The sequence below is a fragment of the Falsiroseomonas sp. genome (assembly GCF_041690465.1).
GTDB lineage: Bacteria > Pseudomonadota > Alphaproteobacteria > Acetobacterales > Acetobacteraceae > Falsiroseomonas.
The window spans coordinates 18,404-38,921 of record NZ_JAWLHG010000021.1 but is presented as its reverse complement, the minus strand read 5'-3'; the positions used below and the strand labels follow the sequence as shown (position 1 = coordinate 38,921).

At 69.9% G+C, this 20,518-nt stretch carries 18 protein-coding genes; 5 read left to right on the top strand and 13 right to left on the bottom strand.

Features of this window, described 5'->3' with window-relative positions; translation table 11 throughout:
* Positions 1-26 precede the first annotated feature (26 nt).
* Positions 27-560 carry a hypothetical protein gene (locus tag ACESM1_RS18835; RefSeq protein ID WP_372622703.1) on the top strand — a complete coding sequence of 178 codons (534 nt, stop codon included), beginning with the start codon at positions 27-29 and terminating at the stop codon, positions 558-560.
* Positions 561-563: 3 nt separating this feature from the next.
* On the opposite strand, the gene ACESM1_RS18830 is transcribed toward ACESM1_RS18835, so the two are convergent.
* Genes ACESM1_RS18830 through ACESM1_RS18815 form a run of 4 tightly spaced genes read right to left on the bottom strand, consistent with a single transcriptional unit; the run spans position 564 to position 5,178 of the window.
* Positions 564-1,970: an FAD-binding oxidoreductase gene (locus ACESM1_RS18830; RefSeq protein ID WP_372622701.1), complete on the bottom strand. Its 1,407-nt coding sequence runs from the start codon at positions 1,968-1,970 to the stop codon at positions 564-566.
* The gene (locus ACESM1_RS18825; RefSeq protein WP_372622700.1) at positions 1,967-3,328 is read right to left on the bottom strand and encodes an FAD-binding oxidoreductase; all 1,362 of its coding nucleotides are present in this window, start codon (positions 3,326-3,328) and stop codon (positions 1,967-1,969) included. Before ACESM1_RS18825 ends, ACESM1_RS18830 begins: the two co-directional genes overlap by 4 nt.
* Entirely contained in the window at positions 3,321-4,133 is an 813-nt protein-coding gene (locus ACESM1_RS18820; RefSeq protein WP_372622698.1) for a creatininase family protein, read from the bottom strand. Before ACESM1_RS18820 ends, ACESM1_RS18825 begins: the two co-directional genes overlap by 8 nt.
* Positions 4,134-4,155: 22 nt before the next feature.
* On the bottom strand, positions 4,156-5,178 hold the full coding sequence (locus ACESM1_RS18815) for an ABC transporter substrate-binding protein (protein ID WP_372622696.1): 1,023 nt from the start codon (positions 5,176-5,178) through the stop codon (positions 4,156-4,158).
* Positions 5,179-5,399: 221 nt separating this feature from the next.
* On the opposite strand from ACESM1_RS18815, the gene ACESM1_RS18810 reads away from it, so the two are divergent.
* Entirely contained in the window at positions 5,400-6,416 is a 1,017-nt protein-coding gene (locus tag ACESM1_RS18810; RefSeq protein WP_372622694.1) for a Rieske 2Fe-2S domain-containing protein, read from the top strand.
* A gap of 47 nt (positions 6,417-6,463) precedes the next feature.
* The gene (locus tag ACESM1_RS18805) at positions 6,464-7,216 is read left to right on the top strand and encodes a CatB-related O-acetyltransferase (RefSeq protein WP_372622692.1); all 753 of its coding nucleotides are present in this window, start codon (positions 6,464-6,466) and stop codon (positions 7,214-7,216) included.
* Positions 7,217-7,300: 84 nt separating this feature from the next.
* Here the strand turns inward: ACESM1_RS18805 and ACESM1_RS18800 are convergent, their stop codons facing one another.
* Together ACESM1_RS18800 and ACESM1_RS18795 are read right to left on the bottom strand one after the other, a co-directional pair.
* Positions 7,301-8,734: an NAD-dependent succinate-semialdehyde dehydrogenase gene (locus tag ACESM1_RS18800; protein ID WP_372622690.1), complete on the bottom strand. Its 1,434-nt coding sequence runs from the start codon at positions 8,732-8,734 to the stop codon at positions 7,301-7,303.
* 66 nt (positions 8,735-8,800) lie between these two features.
* Entirely contained in the window at positions 8,801-9,844 is a 1,044-nt protein-coding gene (locus ACESM1_RS18795) for a C-terminal binding protein (protein WP_372622688.1), read from the bottom strand.
* 77 nt (positions 9,845-9,921) lie between these two features.
* On the opposite strand from ACESM1_RS18795, the gene ACESM1_RS18790 reads away from it, so the two are divergent.
* Entirely contained in the window at positions 9,922-10,683 is a 762-nt protein-coding gene (locus tag ACESM1_RS18790; RefSeq protein ID WP_372622686.1) for an SDR family oxidoreductase, read from the top strand.
* A 52-nt stretch (positions 10,684-10,735) separates the two neighbouring features.
* Here ACESM1_RS18790 and ACESM1_RS18785 read toward each other — a convergent pair whose 3' ends face one another.
* The 4 genes from ACESM1_RS18785 to ACESM1_RS18770 are packed head-to-tail and all read right to left on the bottom strand — an operon-like array spanning position 10,736 to position 15,061.
* On the bottom strand, positions 10,736-11,638 hold the full coding sequence (locus ACESM1_RS18785; protein WP_372622685.1) for a carbohydrate ABC transporter permease: 903 nt from the start codon (positions 11,636-11,638) through the stop codon (positions 10,736-10,738).
* Positions 11,639-11,661: 23 nt separating this feature from the next.
* Entirely contained in the window at positions 11,662-12,615 is a 954-nt protein-coding gene (locus ACESM1_RS18780; protein WP_372622683.1) for a carbohydrate ABC transporter permease, read from the bottom strand.
* Between the two features lie 59 nt (positions 12,616-12,674).
* Positions 12,675-13,991, bottom strand: coding sequence for an ABC transporter substrate-binding protein (locus ACESM1_RS18775; protein WP_372622681.1), 1,317 nt, complete (start codon positions 13,989-13,991; stop codon positions 12,675-12,677).
* Between the two features lie 29 nt (positions 13,992-14,020).
* On the bottom strand, positions 14,021-15,061 hold the full coding sequence (locus tag ACESM1_RS18770; protein ID WP_372622679.1) for an ABC transporter ATP-binding protein: 1,041 nt from the start codon (positions 15,059-15,061) through the stop codon (positions 14,021-14,023).
* Between the two features lie 79 nt (positions 15,062-15,140).
* Between ACESM1_RS18770 and ACESM1_RS18765 the strand changes: the two genes are divergently transcribed.
* On the top strand, positions 15,141-16,376 hold the full coding sequence (locus tag ACESM1_RS18765) for a multidrug effflux MFS transporter (RefSeq protein WP_372622677.1): 1,236 nt from the start codon (positions 15,141-15,143) through the stop codon (positions 16,374-16,376).
* Positions 16,377-16,386: 10 nt separating this feature from the next.
* On the opposite strand, the gene ACESM1_RS18760 is transcribed toward ACESM1_RS18765, so the two are convergent.
* The 3 genes from ACESM1_RS18760 to ACESM1_RS18750 all read right to left on the bottom strand — a co-directional run bounded on the left by ACESM1_RS18760 (position 16,387) and on the right by ACESM1_RS18750 (position 20,512).
* The gene (locus ACESM1_RS18760; RefSeq protein WP_372622675.1) at positions 16,387-18,441 is read right to left on the bottom strand and encodes a PAS domain-containing protein; all 2,055 of its coding nucleotides are present in this window, start codon (positions 18,439-18,441) and stop codon (positions 16,387-16,389) included.
* Positions 18,442-18,546: 105 nt separating this feature from the next.
* Positions 18,547-19,521, bottom strand: a complete 975-nt coding sequence (locus ACESM1_RS18755) for an alpha-ketoacid dehydrogenase subunit beta (RefSeq protein ID WP_372622673.1) — start codon at positions 19,519-19,521, stop codon at positions 18,547-18,549.
* A 1-nt stretch (position 19,522) separates the two neighbouring features.
* Positions 19,523-20,512 carry a thiamine pyrophosphate-dependent dehydrogenase E1 component subunit alpha gene (locus ACESM1_RS18750; protein WP_372622671.1) on the bottom strand — a complete coding sequence of 330 codons (990 nt, stop codon included), beginning with the start codon at positions 20,510-20,512 and terminating at the stop codon, positions 19,523-19,525.
* Positions 20,513-20,518 lie beyond the last annotated feature (6 nt).

Here is a 20,518-nt window from a genome sequence, read left to right as displayed (position 1 = left end):
GACGGACCCGAGCAGGAGACAGGACGATGTCCTCCAGTGCCCTCATCACCTACAAGCGCGGCAAGACCTTCGTGAAGAACACCTACCACGCGAAGGACGCCGACAAGAAGCCGCTCTACAAGGACGGCAAGCCGGTGATGCAGACCGCGCACGGCCTGGTCGGCGAACTGTGGATCCACGGCCTGATGTTCGAGACGATCGAGCGGATGGATGGCTACATGCACATGGAGGGCGGCAAGAGCTACCGGAACTCCACCCTCTACTGGAACGCCCATTACGGGTCCTATGTCGTGAACCCGTGGCTCGGCGCGCAGGAGAAGACCAAGAGCAACATCCTGATGCACCCGGCGAGCCAGGCCTCCCACCTCGAGGGCTGCGTCACCGTCGGCTTCCTCAACCCGAACGGCGTGCTGGAGGACAGCAAATACTGCCTGGACGTGCTGTGGGAGCAGAGCGGTGGGCGCAGCGGGCAGAAGACGGGCCACGTCATCGTCACCGTCGAGGTCGAGGGCGCGATGCCGGCGCTCTCCGCCTGCCGGGCGTGGGCCTATGAAGGCTGAGCGCTACTCCAGCACCTCGGCCGGCGCCTCGTAGTCGGTCTCGTAGAGATGCACCGACTTCGCCTTGCCCGGCTTCCAGTCCGGGTCGTCCCAGGCGGCCATCTTGCCGGGGTTGAGCAGGCCCTTGGGGTCGGCCTGGCGCTTGAAGTCGAGCTGGTCCTGGTCAACCCGCTTCATCCCGCCATCCTCCAGCGTGAAGGTGTGCGGGTTGAAGATCGGCGCGCCGGCTGCCTCGTGCAGGCGGATGATCTCCGCGAGCCGCTCCTCGGTGGTGAAGCGCACCACCTGCAGGCCGAAGGCGCAGACCGTGCCGCCGAAGCGGACGAATTCCAGGTGCAGCAGCACTTCGTTGCCGAACATCCGCTCGAGCTTCGCGATCAGCTCCAGATGGTTGGGCGCCGGGAACAGCGTCTGCAGGTAGGTGACCTGCTTGTCGGTCTTCAGCACCTGCAGCGTGGTGTGGTTCCAGCTGTGCTCGTAGAGCGGCACCTCGGCGGCGTCGGACGGCTCTCGCAGGATCTCGCTGCCGCCATGCGCGGCGATGAGCGAGGGCAGGAGTTCCAGGAAGGGCGGCGCTACCATCAGGCAGGCCACCGAATGACCCGCCGGCACCTTCCCGCCCCAGGCCTTGAAGTGAAGCCGCGGGATCGGCGCCGGCACCACGCAGGCGAGCTTCTTCGCGACACCGTCCATGCGGGTGAAGCTGTCGGCGAAGCGCGCCGCACCCATCAGCGTCGGAAAGGCGACCACCACGTCCACCCAATCCCAGGCCGGCGCGAGCGGCATCTCGAGCTCGGTGATGATGCCGTTGGTGCCATAGGCGTGGTTCGCCTTCTGGATGTCCGGGCCGCGCAGTTCCAGCACGCGCGGTTCGGCTTCCATCGTCAGCACCTTGAGCCCGAGGATGTTGCCGGGCTCGCGAAGGATACCGTACGTCGTGCTGCCGATGCCGGAGGAGCCGCCGGCGATGAAGCCGCCGAGCGTCGCGGTGCGCTTGGTCGAGGGATGGAAGCGCAGCTCGCCGCCGACCGCCTGCTTCACTTGCGCGTCGAGGTCGATGAGCTTGATGCCGGCTTCCGCGCGCACCAGGCCGGGCCTGGTCCAGAGCACGCGGGTGAACTCCGTCATCTCCAGCACGATGCCACCGCGCAGCGGCATCGCCTGGCCGTAATTGCCGGTGCCCGCGCCGCGCGGCGTGACCGGCACGCCATGGGCATAGGCGGCGGCGAGAAGTGCACGGAGCTCCGCCTCGCTCCGCGGTGTCACCAGCGCCTCGCCGGTCACCTTGTTGAGCTGGCGCTTGAGCACCGGCGAATACCAGAAGAAGTCGCGCGACTTCTGGCGCACCAGGGCGGGATCGGTGGTCCAGGCGAGGCCCGGGAGGGCCTGCATCACGGCAGCCACGGTCATGCGGAAGCAGGCTCCGACGGAGAGAAATCGCGCATCTTGCCGGGGTTGAGCAGGCCGAGCGGGTCGGCCATCCGCTTGAAGCCGAGCTGGTCGCCCGGCACCCGGCGATAGCCGCTGCCTTCCTCGATGGTCAGCACATGCGGGTTGGCGATGCCGATGCCCGCGGCCTCGAAGGCAGCGATGATCTCGTAGAGCCGTTCGGCGCTGGTCCAGCGGATGACGGGCAGGGCGGACATGGTGGTGCGGCCGCCGAAGCGGACGCATTCGGTGTGCATCCAGACCTCGTCGCGGAACGGGATGCGTACCGCCTCCACGGCCTTCAACGTGTCCTCGAAGGGGAAGCGGCATTGCAGGTAGCTGACGCCGCGATCCTTCTTCAGCACCTGCAGCGTCGTGTGGTTCCAGCAGTATTCGTAGAAGGGCGTTCCTTCAGCATCGCGCTCCGCCTGGACCGCATCCTGCTCGGCGACGATGCGCCCGCCATGCTCGGCGGCAAGTTCGCGCAGCGCGCCGAGTGCGGCGGGGGCGACCATCACCAGCGCCAACGCGTGGCCGGCGGGCACCGCATCGGCCAGGCCCTTGAAGAAGGGTGGCAACTGGCTGTCGAAGACGCCGCACATCTTCTTCGGGATGCCGTCCGCGAAGGCCAGTTCCAGCGCGAAGCGGGAGGCCGGCACGAAGTCCGGGAAGGCGATCGCCACGTCGCGCCAGGCCTGCGCCGGCGTCAGCGGCACCTTGATGCGCGTCAGCACGCCGGTGGTGCCATAGGTGCGATTGACCGGGTTCGCCGCCATGCCTTCCAGGTCGAGGATGCGGGGCGGATCCTGCATGGTGGCGACGCGCGCGCCGACGAGATTGCCGCGCTCGCGCATCGTGCCGTGGCTGATCCCGCCGACGCCGGCGCCGCCGCCGGCGACGAAGCCGCCGATTGTCGCGGTGCGCTTGGTGGAGGGCCAGAGCTTCAGCTCCCAGCCCTGCTCGCGGCACCAGAGGTCGAGGTCGATCATCTTCGCCCCCGCCTCCACCTCCACCGCGCCGTCGGTGATGGCGATGGGCTTGGTCATCGCTGTCATGTCGAGCAGAACGCCGCCTTGCAGCGGCACGCACTGTCCGTAATTGCCGGTGCCGCCGCCGCGCACCGTCACCGGCACCGCCCGCGCGCGACAGGCGGTGAGCACCCGGAGAACCTCGGCCTCGTCCTTCGGGCGGGCGAGCAGCTCGGCGGATTTGCCGTCGAGCTGCTTCTTCAGGATCGGGCTGTACCAGTAGAAGTCGCGCGACTTCTGGCGCAGCAGGGCGCGGTCGGTGGCGAGCTCGATCCCATCGAGCTCGGCCGCCAGCGAGGCGATGTCAGGCATCCGGGTTCGGCTCGTTCGCCAGCCAGCTGTCCACGTCGAAGGCAGCGACCTCGGACCACAGCGCGGCCATCTTCTCGGCCGCGAAATCCAGGATTTGGTTGCCCATCTCGGCGGTGGCGAGCGAGGCGTCGCCCACCGCCCCGGCAGGATTCAGATCCTGCGCCTGCCAGGCGAGCGGTGCGCCGGCGGGCGGCGCCAGGCGCGGGGCGGCATTGCTCGCGCCCTGCCAGCGGCTGACGAAGTTGCGGGCGTTCTGCATCTTCACGAGCTGTGGGGTCAGGGCAAGCATCACCGCCGTCTCGTCGCGCCCGGCGTGGATGCCGTAGGTGCCCTCCACCGGGTCGCGCAGCGCCTCCGGCTTGCCCATCCGGGCCCACATGGCGTTGACGACGAAGATGTTGCTCTCGATGCGGATACGCCGCGCGGCGATGTCGAGCGCGGAGACGTTGCCGCCATGGCTGTTGACGATCACCAGGCGCTTCACGCCGGCGCGGGCGACGCTGGCGCCGATATCGGTCACCAGCGCGAGCAGCGTCTCCGCACTGGTGGTCAGCGTGCCGGGGAAGCGCAGGTGCTCGACCGAGAGCGCGACGGATTGCGTCGGCAGCACCAGCACCGGCAAATCGGCCGGGACGACGCCGAGGGTGCGTGCGATCACGCCCTGGTTGATGGTGGTATCCACCGAAACCGGCAGGTGGGGCCCGTGCTGCTCGATGCTCGCGACCGGGAGCACCGCCACGGTGTTGGCGGGCAGGTCGCGGAAGGCTGGCCAGGGCAGGTCCTGCCAGAATCGGGTGGGGAGCATCGAACGCCTCTCGTCGGGTGGCTCAGGCGAGCTTCAATGCGCTGGCCGGCGGCAGGAAGGAGGGGTCGTAGATATCCGACGCCGCCATCGGACGCGAGATGCCGAAGGCCGCCCGGACCGAATCGATGCTCCGCTGCAGCCGGACGGTGTCCACCTGGCCAAAGCCGTTCCGGCGGACATGCGGGGTGAAGGTCAGCTGTTCCAGCGACATGCGCAGCCGCGCCGTCTCCAGCTCTACATTGGTCAGCGGTTCGCGACGGCGGAGATTGGCGATGGCCGCGGCGGGATCGGCCAGGCTGTCGTACTGGGCGCGCACCAGGCCGCGGATCAGGCCGGTGATGGCCTGCGGGTTGGCGCGGGCGAAGCGGCGGGTGGTGATCATCGAGGTGGCGTAGAAATCGGCGCCGACATCGCTGAACTTCATGGTCACGATGTCCGGCTCGGCGATGCCGATGCCGCGCAGCGAGAAGATGCCGGAGGTGATGAAGCCGGTGATCGCATTGGCCCGGCCCTGCGCCAGCATCGGCTCCCGCAGCTGCGGCGTCACCGATTGCCAGCGGATGGTCGAGGCGTCGATCCCAGCGGCGCGGGCGAAGGCGGGGAAGAGCTGCCGGCCGGCATCGCTCTCGGGCGAGGCGATCAGCTTGCCTTCCAGATCCTTGGGCGTGTTGATGTTCTCGCGCTTCAGCGTCATCACCGCCAGCGCGGTCGCGTCATAGACCAGAAAGGGGGAGAACAGGTCCACCTCGGGCCGTTCCAGCCGCATGCGGATGGTCGGGTTGATGTCGCCTACGCCCACATCATAGGCGCCGGAGCTGATCTTCACCGGCACGTCGCCGGACCCGAAGCCGCGGTCCATCGTCACGTTCAGCCCGGCCTCGCGGAAGTAGCCCTTGTCGAGCGCGAGCAGGAAGGCGGCCTGCGGGCCCTGGAAGGCCCAGTCCAGCGTGAACTTCACGTCCAGCAATTGCTGGGCGTGCACGGAAGGCGCCGTAAGGGCGGCGGTGGAGGCCCCGAACAGGGCGAGGGCATGGCGGCGGCGCATCTCGGCGGTTCCCGGCTGTGGGTGTTCCGTCCGGCGCTAGCAAGCGGCGGACCACCGGATCGTGCGTCAGGTCGCCTCCATCCGTGTCGGCCGCTGCCCGCGGGCGCGGCGATCTGCTCGCCGAAGGGGCATTCCGGTGCGCGGCCGCGGCCCTTGACGCTGGACATCGCTGGTCCGCGGCTTGCAACGTCCCGGCCGTTTCGGATGAGAGGCACGAGGCCATGCTCCAGACCGCCACCCCCATGCTGCGGCGCTTCTGGTACCCGGTGATCCCGCTGGCACAGCTGGCGGATGGGCCGAAGCCCTTCACCCTGCTCGGCCGGAAGCTGGTGCTGTGGGTGGATGGCGAGGGGAAGCCGGCCGCAATGGATGACCGGTGCTGCCATCGCACCGCGCAGCTTTCCAAGGGCTTCTACAGCAATGGCTGGCTCGCCTGCGGCTATCATGGCTGGGAATTCGCCGCCGATGGCCGGGTGATGCGCGTGCCGCAGCGCCCGGTGGACCGGCAGGGTGCCACCAACATGCGGGTGCCGGTGTACCGCGCGGCGGCGCGCTACGGCTATGTCTGGGTCGCGCTGGAAGAGCCGCTGTTCGACATCCCCGATTTCGAGGAGGAGCAGGAGGGCTTCCGCCGCATCGACGAGTTCTACGAGGTGTGGAACTGCGCCGGCCTGCGGGTCATGGAGAACAGCTTCGACAATGCGCATTTCGCCTTCGTCCACCGCGCCAGCTTCGGCGACCAGGGCCACCCGGAGCCGGCGAAGCTGGAGGTCGAGGAATACGACGACGGCTTCCTGTTCATCACGGACGTCCCGGTGCGCAACCCGGAGATTCAGAAGAAGGTGCTGCGGATGGAGAGCGACACCACGGTGCGCCACATGCGCGGCCGCTGGTACATGCCCTTCCTGCGCAAGCTGCGCATCCGCTACCCCAACGGGCTGAGCCACTCCATCGTCACCGGCGCCACGCCGATCGACGACCGCTCCTGCCAGGTCGTGCAGTTCGTCTTCCGCAACGACACAGAGGAGCAGGCGAAGGCCGAGGACATCATCGCCTTCGACAGGCTGGTGACGGATGAGGACCGCGGCATCCTGGAGAGCACCGAGTTCGATGTGCCGCTCGACCAGGCGGGCCTCGAGATGAACATGCCGTCCGACCGGCCAGGCGTGTTGATGCGGCGGATGCTGCTGAAGCTGGAGCGGGATCTGGCGGCGCCGGAGGCCAGGGCGGCCGAATAGGCAGGCGCTGCTCAGAACTGGCGTCGTCCACGGGCGATTGGAGGTCCGTGGACGGGACAATGTATGACGGGCAGGAGCACGGCGCCGCCGCGCTGGACGCGCTGCGTCGGCACGGCGTGGTGCTGGGCGATGAAAGGCAGGCGCGGCGTGCGGCGCGGCTGGTGTTCGAGCCACCCTGCGTGCTCGGGCGCGTGGCGGTGTACTCGCATGCCAGCTTCGGCCGCTACACCTACTTTCGCAACGGGCGCATCGATTCGCTCGCCAGCATCGGCCGGTTCTGTTCGGTCGGGCCGGAGGTGGCGATCGGCCAGGGCAATCACCCGCTCTCCTTCCTCAGCACTCATCCTTTCCAGTACGGCGCGGCGCCGCTGTTCGACTTCTGGCCAGGCTTCCGCACCCTGCAGCCCGGCTGCGACTTCCCGCCGGAGGTCTGCAAGCCGCCGCCGGTGATCGGCCATGATGTCTGGATCGGCGCGCGCGTGACGATCTCGCGCGGGGTGCGCATCGGCGATGGCGCCGTCATCGCTGCCGGTGCGGTGGTGACGCGCGATGTCGCGCCCTATGAGATCGTGGCCGGCGTGCCGGCCCGCCACCTCCGCTTCCGCTTCGCCCCGGAACTGGTCGAGCGCCTTCTGGCGCTCGGCTGGTGGGACTACGAGCCCTGCGATCTGGAGGGCGTGCCCTTCGGCGATGCCGAGGCTGCGGTGGACGAGATCACCCGGCGCACCGAGTCCGGCCTGCGGCGGGCCGAAGCCGGCCGGGTGATCCTGGACGCCGGCCGCGTCACGGTCGCGCCGTGACGCGCCGGCCCTGGGCTTCGGTGAGCCAGCGATTCACGCCCCGGCGCGCCCGCCTGCGGCGTGCGCACTCGGGCCGGTCGCGGGCTACAGCCCTGCCTGCGTCACGAACTTGGTGTTCAGATAGGCCTCGATCGCCTCCGACCCGCCCTCGGAGCCGTAGCCGCTGTCCTTCACGCCGCCGAACGGCACTTCCGGCAGCGCCAGGCCGAGATGGTTGATCGTCATCATGCCCGTCTCGACCCGCGCCGCCACCGCATTCGCCGTCTTGGCGCTGCGCGTGAAGGCATAGGCCGCCAGGCCGAAGGGCAGGCGGTTCGCCTCCTCCACCACCTCGTCCATGTCCGTGAAGGGCGCGATCATGGCGAGCGGGCCGAAGGGCTCCTCGTTCATCATGCGGGCGTCCTTGCCGACGCCGGTCAGCACGGTCGGCTGGTAGAAGTAGCCCTTGTTGCCGATCCGCTCGCCGCCGGTGTGGACCTCCGCACCCCGCTGCCGCGCATCCGCCACCAGCCCCTCGACCCAGGGGATGCGGCGGTCATGCGCCAGCGGGCCCATCTGCGTGCCCTCGGACATGCCGTCGCCGACCTTCAGCTTGCCGGCCAGGGCGACGAACTTCTCGACGAAGGGCGCATAGAGCTTCTCCTGCACCAGGAAGCGCGTCGGCGAGACGCAGACCTGGCCGGCGTTGCGGAATTTCGCGCCGGCGAGGGTCTTCACCGCCACGTCGAGATCCGCGTCGTCGAACACGATCGCCGGCGCATGGCCGCCGAGCTCCATCGTGACCCGCTTCATGTGCGCGCCCGCCAGCGCCGCCAGATGCTTGCCCACGGGCGTCGAGCCGGTGAAGGTCACCTTGCGGATCACGGGATGCGGGATGAGGTATTCGCTGATCTCCGCCGGCACGCCATAGACCAGGTTTGCGACACCGGCGGGCAACCCGGCATCCACGAAGGCGCGCAGCAGCATCGCCGGCGCGGCGGGGGTCTCCTCCGGCGCCTTGACGATGATCGAGCAGCCGGTGGCGACGGCGGCGGAGAGCTTGCGCACCACCTGGTTGATCGGGAAGTTCCACGGCGTGAAGGCGGCAACCGGCCCGACGGGCTCCTTCACCACCAGCTGGTAGATGCCCTCGCCACGGGCCGGCACCACGCGGCCATAGGCGCGGCGGGCCTCCTCGGCGAACCAGTCGATGATGTCGGCGGCGGCCAGCACCTCGACCTTGGCCTCGGGCAGCGGCTTGCCCTGCTCCAGCGTCATCAGCTGCGCCGTCTCGTCGGCGCGCGAGCGCAGGATGTCGGCCGCCTTGCGCATCAGCTTGGAGCGGTCGTAGGCCGAGACCTTCTTCCAGGCCGCGAAGCCCTTGGCGGCCGCGTCCAGCGCCTCGTCCAGGTCCTCCTTCGAGGCATGGGCGACGGTGCCGATCACCTCCTCGGTGGCGGGGTTGATGACGGGAATGGTCCGGCCCGAGCGGGCCGCGCGCCACTCGCCGTTGATGTAGAGCTGCGTGTCCTGGTACATGCGCGTTCTCCTGGCGTCGTTCGGCGCGAACCTAGGCGTTCCGCGCCCCGGCGTGAACCTGCCTCGCTAGCTGTTCGGCCCCCGTTCCATCGCATAGGGCTGCCAGCGCCGGAGCCCGGAGCCCGGCAGCACCGTCGGGTTCACGCAGGACATCGGCCAGCGCCCGGAGAGCACCAGCGCCATCTCCTGCCCCGCGCGCCGCTTGCGCGCCTCGTCGAAGCGCGCCGAGGCGGAGGCGTTGTGCGGCGAGAGGATCACATGCGGCATGCCGACCAGCGGGCTGTCCTTCGGCAGCGGCTCCACCTCGAACACGTCGAGGCCGGCGCCGGCGATCTGGCCGGACTGCAAGGCCGCTACCAGCGCCGCCTCGTCCACCGTAGGGCCGCGGCCGGTGTTGATGAAGATCGCGCTCCGCTTCATGCGCGCGAAGTGCTTCGTCGTCAGCATCTTCCGCGACTCGGCCGTGTCCGGCGCGTGCATGGAGACGAAGTCGGACTGGCTCAGCACCTCGTCCAGGCTCGCCGGCACGACGCCGAGCGCCGACATGGTCAGCTCGTCCACATAGGGGTCATAGGCCAGCAGGCGCAGCCCGAAGGCCTTGGCGCGAATCGCGACCAGCCGCGCGACGCGCCCGAAGGCGACGAATCCGAGCGTCTGGCCCATCAGGCGGGGTACCTTGAGAAGCTGCGGCCGGCCTTCGCCCCAACGGCCTTCGCGCACCATGCGGTCCTGCTCGATCGCGCGGCGATGCGTGGCCAGCAGCAGCATCATCGCATGATCGGCCACCTCCTCGATGAAGGTATCGGGGCAGTTGGTGACGGGAATGCCGCGCGCCGTCGCCGCCGACACGTCCACATAGTCCACGCCGACGGTGGCGCAGGTGATGACCTTCGCCTTGCTCAGCGCGCCGATCATCCGCTCGTTGAACGTCATGCCCTTGGCGTAGACCGCATCGGCCTCCGGCGCGGCGGCGATGAAGGCGTCCTCGGTGGGCGCGCATTCCACGATCTCGGCGCCGAGGCGCTCCAGCGCCTCCAGCTCCAGCGCATAGCCGCCGCCGCTGGTGGTGAAGGACGCCGCCGCGGGCGTGAGGATCCTCGGCCGGACCATGTTTCCCCCAATCCTGTCGCTTGTCGTGCCGCGACGTTGCTCTAGGCTTCGCGCATCGGCAAGGGGAGGGACGGCGCATGGCGCGTCTGCAGGGAAAGGTCGCCTGGGTCACCGGGGCGGGCAGTGGAATCGGTGAGGCCGCGGCGCTGATGCTGGCGGAGGAGGGCGCCGCGCTGGTGCTCACCGGCCGCCGGCGGGCGCCGCTGGAGGCGGTGGCCGCGAAGGTCGCCGCCAAGGGCGGCACGGCGGAGGTGCAGCCGGCGGACCTGATGGACCCGGGTGCCGTGAAGGCGATCGGCGCCTTCATCGGGCAACGGTTTGGCCGGCTCGACATCCTGGTGAACAATGCCGGGCTGAACATCACGCCGCGCCGCTGGTCGGTACTGACCACCGAGGGCATCGACGAGCTGGTGCGCGGCAATCTCTCCAGCGCGATGTATTGCGTGACCGTCGCGCTGCCCTTCATGCGGGCGCAGAAGGACGGCGTGCTGATCCATACATCGAGCATGGCCGGCCGCAACGTCTCGCCGCTCAGCGGGCCTGGCTACACCGCGGCCAAGCACGGCGTGGTGGCGATGAGCCACACCATCAACATGGAGGAATGCGTCAACGGCATCCGCAGCTGCGTGGTGCTGCCGGGCGAGGTGGCGACGCCGATCCTCGACAAGCGCCCGAACAAGCTGAGCACCGAGGAGCTGGCGAAGATGGTGCAGAGCGAGGATGTCGGGGACCTGATCCGCTATGTCGCCTGCCTGCCGCCGCATGTGGTGATCAACGAGGTGTGGATCACGCCGACGCACAACCGCAGCTACATCGCGGCGCTGAACGCGAAGCTGTAGGGGCTTCGCCCGACCCGACCCTCCCCCGCGAAGGCGGGGGAGGGAACGGCGGTCACTCCTTCACCGCGCCAGTCAGCGAACTCACGTAGTAGTCCACGAAGAACGAGTAGAAGATCGCCACCGGCAGCGAGCCCAGCAGGCTGCCGGCCATCAGCGCGCCCCACTGGTAGACGTCGCCGGTGACCAGCTCCGTCAGGATCGCCACCGGCACCGTCTTGTTCTCGCTGCTCTGGATGAAGGCGAGCGCGTAGATGAACTCGTTCCAGGACAGGGTGAAGCTGAAGATGCCCGCGCTGATCAGCCCGGGGACCGCCAGCGGCAGGGTGATCTGCCGCAGGATCTGCAGGCGGGTCGCCCCGTCGATCAGCGCGCATTCCTCCAGCTCGTAGGGAATCGACTTGAAGTAGCCGATCAGCAGCCAGGTGCAGAACGGGATCAGGAAGGTCGGGTAGGTCAGGATCAGCGCAAAGGGCGTGTCGAACAGGCCGAGCTGGAAGACCATGGTCGCCAGCGGGATGAAAAGGATCGAAGGCGGCACCAGGTAGGCCAGGTAGATCGCCAGGCCGACATACTGGCTTCCCTGGAAGCGCAGGCGCTGGATCGCATAGGCCGCGAGCGTGCTGGCCAGCAGCGACAGGAACGTGGAGGCAACGGCGACCAGCATCGTCGTCCAGAGCCAGCGCGGATAGCTGGTCTCGAACAGCAGCAGCCGGATGTGGTCGAGCGTCGGCGAGGTGATCCAGAACGGGTTGTGCTGGGCGAAGTCGTACAGCTCGGCGTTCGGTTTGAACGCCGTCACCGCCATCCAGTAGAAGGGGAACAGCAGGATGATGACGAAGCAGGCCAGCGGCAGGTAGAGCACCACCATCCGCCTCGTCTTGCTGTCCCACGCCATCTGCTCCGGGGCGGCGGAGGAGGTGTTGGTGTTGCCCGGGCTGGCCGCGACATCCGACATGAGGTGTTCCCTTTCCCCGGCGCTCAGTCGTTCGACTCGCCCTGCTGCCACTTGCGGCGCGCCAGCGCGAAGTAGCTGAACAGGGTGGCGAAGACGAGGAAGGGGATCATCGAGACGGCGATCGCCGCCCCCTCGCCGAGTTGCCCGCCCGGGATGCCGCGCTGGAAGGCCAGCGTGGCCAGCAGGTGGGTGGAGTTCACCGGCCCGCCGCGGGTGATCGCATAGACCAGCTGGAAGTCGGTGAAGGTGAAGATGATCGAGAAGGTCATCACGATTGCCAGGATCGGCATCAGCATCGGGAAGGTGATGTGCCGGAACCGCTGCCAGGGCGAGGCTCCGTCCAGCAGCGCCGCCTCGTAGAGCGAGGGCGAGATGGTCTGCAGCCCGGCCAGCAGCGAGATCGCGACGAAGGGAATCCCGCGCCAGATGTTGGCGACGATCAGCGACCAGCGCGCTGGCCACGCGCTGTTGATGAAGTCCACGGGGGTTTCCCGCAGGCCCATCTCGATCAGAACGTAGGAGATGATCGAGAATTGCGGATCGTAGATCCACCAGAAGGCAATGGCCGAGAGCACGGTGGGGACGATCCAGGGCAGCAGAATGATGGCGCGCAGCAGCGACTTCATCGGCAGGTGCTGGTTCAGCAGCAGTGCCAGCCACAGCCCGAGCGCAAACTTTCCGATGGTCGCGACCGCCGTGTAGAAGACGCTGTAGAATACCGCGCCCCAGAAGATCGGGTCCTCCGCCAGCCAGACGAAATTCTCGAGGCCGATCCAGACGCCCGGGCGCCCGATGGTCTGGTCTGTGAAGGCCAGCCAGATGCCCAAGCCCAAAGGATAGGTCAGGAAGGTCATCAGCAACCCGACCGCGGGAAGCAGGCAGATGAAGATGAGGAACGGCTTCCAGTCGAACAGCCGGGTGAGCGCGCCGGGCTGCTGGCGGACCTTGGTCCAGACGGGCGCTGTGGTGGCGGACATGACCTCTCCAGGCGAAAGGCCGGCCCCCGCATTGCGCAGGGGCCGGCCGGCACTCGCGATCAGCGGCTGCGGAAGTAGCGCCGCGCGCGCCGCTCGGCCTCGGCCGCCGCCGGCCGCGCCGTGGCCACCCCGGAGGCGACCGAGGCGCACATCTGCACCATGACGTAATCGGCCGTGGCCGCCACCGAACCTTCGGTGATCGGGCCCTTGTAGCCGTTCCAGAAATTGTTGTTCATGGTGTCGCGGAAGACGCTGATCTTCGGGTCGCTGTCCCACACCGCGCTTGCGGCATAGGCGTTCAGCGGCTGAGACCAGTAGCCGATGTTCGCCCGCAGCCACGGGTCATACTGGTCGGCCTCCATCAGGAATTGCAGCAGCGCCTTGGCCGCGTTCGGGGCGCGGCTGTGGCGGAACACCATGGCGTTCAGCGTCAGACCGGCATTCGGCGCCGCATCGATCATCCCCTTCGGCATCGGCGTCATCTGCGTATCCTCGGCGAGCGCGCGCATCGCCGGGTCGTTCTTCATGGAGAAGTAGAGCGACACGCCGTTCTGCGTCACGAAGCACTCGCCGGCGGAATAGGCGCGGTTGTTGCTGATGTCGCCCCAGGCGAGCGTGCCGGGGACGAAGGTGGGATACAGCTCGCGCAGGTATTCCAGCGCCTTGATCGTCGCGGGCGAGTTGATCGCCACCGCGCCCTGCTCATCCACCAGATAGCCGCCATGCGACCAGACCAGCCAGTTAGCGAACGCGTTGCCGTCGCCCACCGCATTGCCCAGCGCGAAGCCGGCCGGCTTGTTGATCCGCTTCAGTGCCTGGCACATCCGCAGGAAGCCGGCATGGTCGTCCGGCGGGGTGTCGAAGCCGGCCTCCTTCAGCGCCGAGGTGCGCCAGATGAGCGGGCCGCCGGAGGCGCCCATCGGAAGGCCGATCCACTGGTCGCCCTTCTTGCCATAGGCCTGTGCCAGCGGCCGCCAGCCGCCGTACTTCGTGCCGAGATAGGTGGCGACGTCGGTCAGGTCGTGGATCTTGGTGCTGAACAGGTGCGGCGCGCCGTCGAAGCCCACGATGATGTCCGGGCCGGCGCCGGTGTTGGCGGTCACGGCGGTCTGCTGGGTGATGTCCTCCCAGCCCACGAAGTCCACGCGGACCTCGATGCCATGCTGCTGCGCGAAGCGCTGGCAGTTGGCGCGCCACACCTCCTCGTCCGGCTGCACGAAGCGCACCGGGCGCAGCATGCGGAGCGACGCGCCGCGTTCCACCGGAAGGTTCGGCGGGGTGGCCGGCTGCGTCTGGATCTGCGCCGCGGCGCTGCCGGCGACCAGTGCCGATCCGCCGACCGCCAGCGCCGTGCGCCGCGTGATTTCAAGGGTCATTCTTCGCTTCCTCCTCGTTGGGTTCGTGACTACAGGCGCCTGCCGTCCGGTCCGAACAGATGGACCAGCGCCATGTCGGGCTTGACGTGCAGGGTCTCCCCCGGACGTCCGGAGACACGTTCGCGGAAGGCGCCGACCAGCGGTGTCTCGCCGATCCGCAGCATCACCTGCGTCTCCGAGCCGGTGGGCTCCACCACCGAGATGGTGGCCGGGATGCCGTCCTCCGCCAGAAGCAGGTGCTCCGGGCGGATGCCGTAGGTGGTGACCGCGGCGGGCGCGCCCTCGGGCAGCGGCAGCAGCGCGCCGCCCTCGGCGCGGAAGCCGCCATCCTCCACCCTGCCCGGCAGCAGGTTCATTGCCGGGCTGCCGATGAAGCCGGCGACGAAGGTGTTGGCCGGCCGGTCGTAGAGCGCCAGCGGCGCGCCCGACTGCTCGATCCGCCCGGCATTCATCACCACGATCTGATCCGCCATGGTCATCGCCTCGATCTGGTCGTGGGTGACGTAGACGGTGGTGGTGGCGAGCCGCTGCTGCAACTCGCGGATCTCGCTGCGCATCTGCACGCGCAGCTTGGCGTCGAGGTTGGAGAGCGGCTCGTCGAACAGGAAGACCTGCGGATGCCGCACTATCGCGCGGCCCATCGCCACGCGCTGCCGCTGCCCGCCCGAGAGCTGGCGTGGATAGCGGTCGAGCAGGACCTCGAGGCCGAGGATCTTCGCCGCGCGCTGCACCTCCTGCTCCATGATGTCAGCCGGCGCCTTGGCCAGCTTCATCGAGAAGGCCATGTTCTGCCGCACTGTCATGTGCGGGTAGAGCGCGTAGTTCTGGAACACCATCGCGATGTCGCGATCCTTCGGTGGCACGGTGTTCACCACCCGCCCGCCGATCACGATCTCGCCGCCGGTGATGTTCTCCAGCCCCGCGATCATCCGCAGCAGCGTAGACTTGCCGCAGCCCGAGGGGCCGACCAGCACCACGAACTCGCCATCGGCGATCTCGACGTCCACGCCGTGCAGGATGGGGGTGCTGCCAAACGACTTGCGCACCTGCCGCACCGAGACCGTCGCCATTCATATCCTCCCCGCGCGCCCCGCTGCGGGAGGCTGCATCCGGCGCGAGGCTAACAACGCATTGGCCGGCAACGCAACCATGGGGTCACTGGACGCCGCCGCGCCGGGCCGCTACCCCACCGGGCATCACAACCCCGGGGCGTGGATGCCGGAAGCCTATCGTCGGCTTGCAGCCCTGCTTGGCGCGCTCACCGCTCTCGGGCCGCTCGGCGTGGACATGTACTTGCCGGCGTTTCCCACCATGGGTGCGGATCTGTCGGCCTCTCCGGCAGCCGTGCAGCGTACCCTGGCCACTTTCCTGTTCGGCATGGCGGCGGGGCAGCTGGTGGTCGGCCCGCTGGCGGATCGCTACGGGCGGCGGCTGCCGCTGATCGCGGGACTCGGGCTGTTCGGGCTCGCCTCGCTCGGCTGCGCGCTCGCCGCCTCGGCCGAAGCGCTGGCCTGGCTCCGGCTGGTGCAGGCGCTCGGAGGCTGCGCCGGCATGGTGGTGGCGCGCGCGGTGGTGCGCGACCTCTGCGACGAGCGCGGCGCGGTGCGGATGATGGCGATGCTGATGCTGGTGATGGGCGCCGCACCCATCCTGGCGCCAATGCTCGGCGGCGCGCTGGTCGCGGCCTTCGGCTGGCGGGCGATCTTCTGGGTGCTCGCGGCCTATGCGGCGGCGGCCCTCGTGCTGGTCGCCCTGGCGTTGCCCGAGAGCCTGCCGCCGGAGCGGCGGCGGCGCGACAATCTCGTCGCCGTGCTGGCGGTCTACCTGCAGATTCTGCGCGACCGCCGGTTCCTCGCGCATGCGCTGGCGGGCGCGGTACCGATGCTCGGCCTGTTCGCCTATCTCGTCGGCTCGCCGCACGTGCTCATGGGGCGGCACGGGCTTTCGCCGATGGAGTACGGAGTCGCCTTCGGCTCCAACGCCTTCGGGCTGATCCTGGCGAGCCAGATCGTCTCCCGCCTGGTGCGCCGGTCCGTGGCGCCTTCGCATCTTCTGGTGCGCGCCTTGATGCTCTGCGCGGTCGCCGGGCTGCTGGTGCCGCTGGCGGTCGCGACCGGCGCATTATGGCCGCTGTTGGCGTCGCTGTTCCTCTATCTCTCGGTCATGGGGGCGGTGCTGCCGATGGCTTCCGCGCTGGCGATGGCGCCGCTCGGGCGGGTTGCGGGCAGCGCCTCGGCGGTGATCGGCACGCTGCAATTCGGTGGCGGCGCGCTGGTGGGCGTGTTGCTCGGCGCGCTCGGCGGCGGCTCGCCCTGGCCGATGGCGCTTGTGCTGGGGGGCGCCGGCCTGGGCGGGCTCGCGCTGCACCTCACGCTGCGGCGCTGAGGCGGGGCGGTCAGTCCGCGAATTCCGCCTCGGCCAGCGGGCCGGAGCAGACCCGGTCGAGCGGGACGCTGATCTCCACCTCCAGCCCGTCAGGCAGCCAGCGCTGTTCGAGGCGGCCGCCGAGCTGGTCGCGCACCGTCGCGCTGACCAGCCGCGCCCCGAAGCCGCGGCGAGTGGGCGCTTGGCCGAGCGGCGGCCCCGCCGTCTCCTGCCAGCGGAGGTGCAGCAGCCCCGAAGCTGGATCGGCGTTCCACGCCACCCGCAGCCGCCCATCGGGAACCGAGAGCGCGCCGTATTTCACCGCATTGGTGGCCAGCTCGTGGAAGGTGAGGGAGAGGCTCTGCGCCGCCGCCGCCGCCACCCGCAATTCGGGGCCGTCCAGCTCGGCACGAGGCTGCCTGTCCGGCCTGCCACCGGCGAGGAAGGCGGAGAGCTCGCCTTCCAGCAGCTGGCGCAGCTGTGCGCCGGCCCAGCGCTGCTCGGCGAGCAGCGTGTGCGCCCGCGCGAGCGCCGCGACGCGGCCCTCCACCGCCGCGGCGTAATGCTCGGGGTCGGTGCGCGGCGTCAGGCGCAGCGCCGCCTGCACCACCGCCAGCGCGTTCTTCGCGCGGTGGTCCACCTCGCGGGCGAGCAGCGCGCGGCGCTCCTCCGCCTCGCGTCTCGCGGTGAGGTCCTGCAGCGTGCCGGCGACGAGCAGCGGCCGGCCCTCCGCATCGCGTTCCACCGTTCGGACGCAGCTCTCCACCCAGGCAAGGCTGCCATCCGGGCGTCGCACCCTGTACTCGACGCTGTAGCGATCGGTCTCGCCACGCTGCAGCGCCTCGAAGCAGGCGACCGCCCTTGGCCGATCCTCGGGGTGGAGCGCCTCTCGCCAGGCGGGTATCGGCGTTGACATCGGTTCCGGTGGATAGCCCATGATCTCGGCGGTGCGGGCCGACCGGGCCACGAGGCCGGTGCGGAAGTCGGCCTCCCAGGTGCCGAGATTGGCTGCCTCCAGCGCCAGCCGGAGCCGGCCTTCGCTGCCGGCCAGCGCCGCGGTGCGTTCCTGCACCCGCGCCTGCAGCGCCTGCCGCGCGGTTTCGGCGGTGCGCTGGGCGAGGCGGGCGAGCAGGCCCAGCCCGATCACCGCCGGCATGCCGAAGCCGAGCAGCAGCGCGACCCTCTGCAGCCACTGCGCGCGGATCACGCTGCTGTCGCGCGCCGCGGCGATATAGACTGGCCAGCCATCCACGCGGCGATACGCCACCAGCCGCGACACGCCATCGAGCGGTGAGATACCCACCCGCTCGAACCGGTCCTCGCCGGCTTCCATGCGCCGGCGCACTTCGCCCTCGGACGGCTGGCGCCAGGGGGGTGGTGCGGGCAGAGGCAGTGTGCGGGCCAGCACGGCGCCATCAGCGCGCACGAGGCCCAGCACGTCCTCCGGCGAGCCGCGCAGCCGCGCCAGGCCTTCCGCCAGGGCGGCGGGGGCGACGGAGATGTTGATGACGCCGTCGAAGGCGCCCGGGGGCAGCCCGTTGCCGGTGCCGGAACGCCGCAGCGTGACGGTGAAGAACAGCAGGCCGTTGGCACGGCCGAGCAGCGTTTCGCCGACCGTCACCTCTGGCGAATCGGGTTGCGCCAGGGCACGGAAATAGTCGCGGTCCGCGGCAGTGGCGCGCGGCGAGGGCAGGAAATCGGTGTTCAGCAGCACGTGGCCTTCGCGGTCGAAGGCGTAGATGCGGAAGAGCGGGCTCAGGCTGCCGATGCCCGCCGTCTGCTGCAGCAGGTGGTGGAGCGCGGGCTCGTTGGCGCGGATCTGGGCGTCGGTCAGGCCACGCAGCTGGTCGTTGACCCGCTCGGCGCGCATGCGGTGCAGATCGAGCACGCTCCGCGCATATTCGGCGGCGGCATCGGCGCTGTGCGCCATCTCGGCGCGCGCCTGGTCCTGCGTGCCGTTCCAGGCGATCCAGGCGCCGAGCACCAGGATCGCCAACGGCGCCAGCACGGCGGCGGGCAGCAACAGGCGCATCGGGGCTTGCGGCCGCTCCGGCGCGCGCGCGCGCACCTCCGCAGCCTTCGCCATCGCTATCGGCACCGCGCGACGGTAGGGCGTTGCCGGGCGCCGTGGCAACGCAGGGTGGAATGAGCGAGGCGCACGATCACGTGAGGCGGCGCAACCTGCACGGCCTCACCGGCGCAGCAGCGCCTCCGCGGCCGCCACGACCTTTGCCGCGTCGGGCTTCAGCGCATCCTCGAGAGGGGGCGCGAAGGGCACCGGGACGCGCGGCTGGCCGAGCCGCGCCGCCGCCTGCACGGCGCCCGGCCCGAGGCGTTCGACGACGCGCGCGAGCACCTCGGCGCCGAAGCCGCCGGTGGTCACCGCCTCATGCACCACCAGCAGCCGCCGCGTGCGCTCAACGGAGGCGGCGACCGCATCCTCGTCCCATGGCCACAGCGTGCGCAGGTCCAGCGCATCGGCCGAGACGCCGCGCGCGGCGAGGGTGGCCGCGGCCTCCTCCACCATCGGCACGGCGGCGGACCAGGTGACGATGGTCAGGTCCGTGCCTTCGCGCATGCGTCGCGCGGTGCCGAAGGGAATGGGCGCGATCGCCTCCGCCACCTCGCCCTTCAGCGGGAAGAGGTTCTTCGGGTCGAAGAACAGCACGGGATCGTCGCTGCGGATCGCAGAGACCAGCAGCCCGGCGGTGTCGGCGGGCGTCGCCGGCACCGCGACGACGACGCCGGGGATGTGGGTGAACCAGCTCTCCAGCGTCTGCGAATGCTGCGCGGCGGAGTTGCGCCAGATGCCGTGTGGCATGCGCACCACCACGGCGGGCTTCGCCTGGCCGCCGAACATGTAGCGGATCTTGGCGATCTGGTTCACCAGCTCGTCCATCGCGCACATGACGAAATCGAAGATGCGCATCTCGATGATCGGTCGCGTGCCGACCAGCGCGGCGCCGAGGCCGGCACCCATGATGGTGCTCTCCGAGATCGGGGTGGAGACCACGCGCTGCGGCCCGAACTCCTCGAGGAAGCCGCGGTACTGGCCGAACAGCCCGCCGCGTGCGACGTCCTCGCCGAGCACCCAGACGCGCGGGTCTCGCCGCATCTCCTGCAGGGCGGCGAGGCGCGCGGCCTCGACCAGCGTCACCTCGGCCATGTCACGCCACCCCCGTCACGGCGCCGGAATCCTGCACGTCTTCCCAGGCGATGGCGGGATCGGGCCAGGGGGCGGCGAGGGCGTCGGCGCGGGCCTGCGACATCTCGGCGCGCGCATCGCCCTCGACCGCATCGAGCGCCTTCGCCGCCACGCCCTCGGCCAGCAGCCGCGCACGCAGCCGCAGGATCGGCTCCTGCGCGCGCGCCGCCTCCACCTCGCCCGCCTCGCGCCAGGCGGCGGGGTCGGTGCTGGTATGGCCGGTGAGGCGATAGGTGGTGGCGTGCAGCAGGCGCGGCCCGGCGCCGCCGCGCAGTTCCGCCACCAGCCGCGCCGCGGCTTCGTCCACCGCAGCCGCGTCGTTGCCGTCCACGCTCACCGCAGGCACGCCGAGCGCCTCGGCGCGCGCGGCGACGCCAGGGCCGGCGGTGACGCTCTCGGCGCGGGTGAAGGCGGCGACGCCGTTGTCCTCGCAGACGAACAGCACCGGCAGGCGGTAGAGCGCGGCCCAGTTCAGACCTTCCAGGAACGGCCCGCGGTTGATCGCGCCATCGCCGAAGAAGCAGCAGACGATGGCGGTGGAGCCGAGCAGACGCAGCCCCTGCGCCGCGCCGACCGCGATCGGGATGCCGCCCGCCACCACGCCATTGGCGCCGAGCATGCCGACCGAGAAATCCGCGATGTGCATGGAGCCGCCCTTGCCCCGGCAATGCCCGCCGGCGCGGCCGAACAACTCCTCCATCATCCCTGCGAGCCCCGCGCCCTTCGCCAGCGCATGCCCGTGGCCGCGATGGTTGGAGGTGATGCGGTCGTCGGGGCGCAGGTTCAGGCAGACGCCGGCGGCGACACCTTCCTGGCCGACCGAGACGTGCAGCGGCCCCGGGATCTCGCCGGCGCGGTGCGCGGCCAGCGCCGTCTCCTCGAAGGCGCGGATGCGGCACATGGTGGCGTAGAGCGCGAGCAGCCGCGCGCGGTTGTCACCGCCGGAGGTCATGACGGA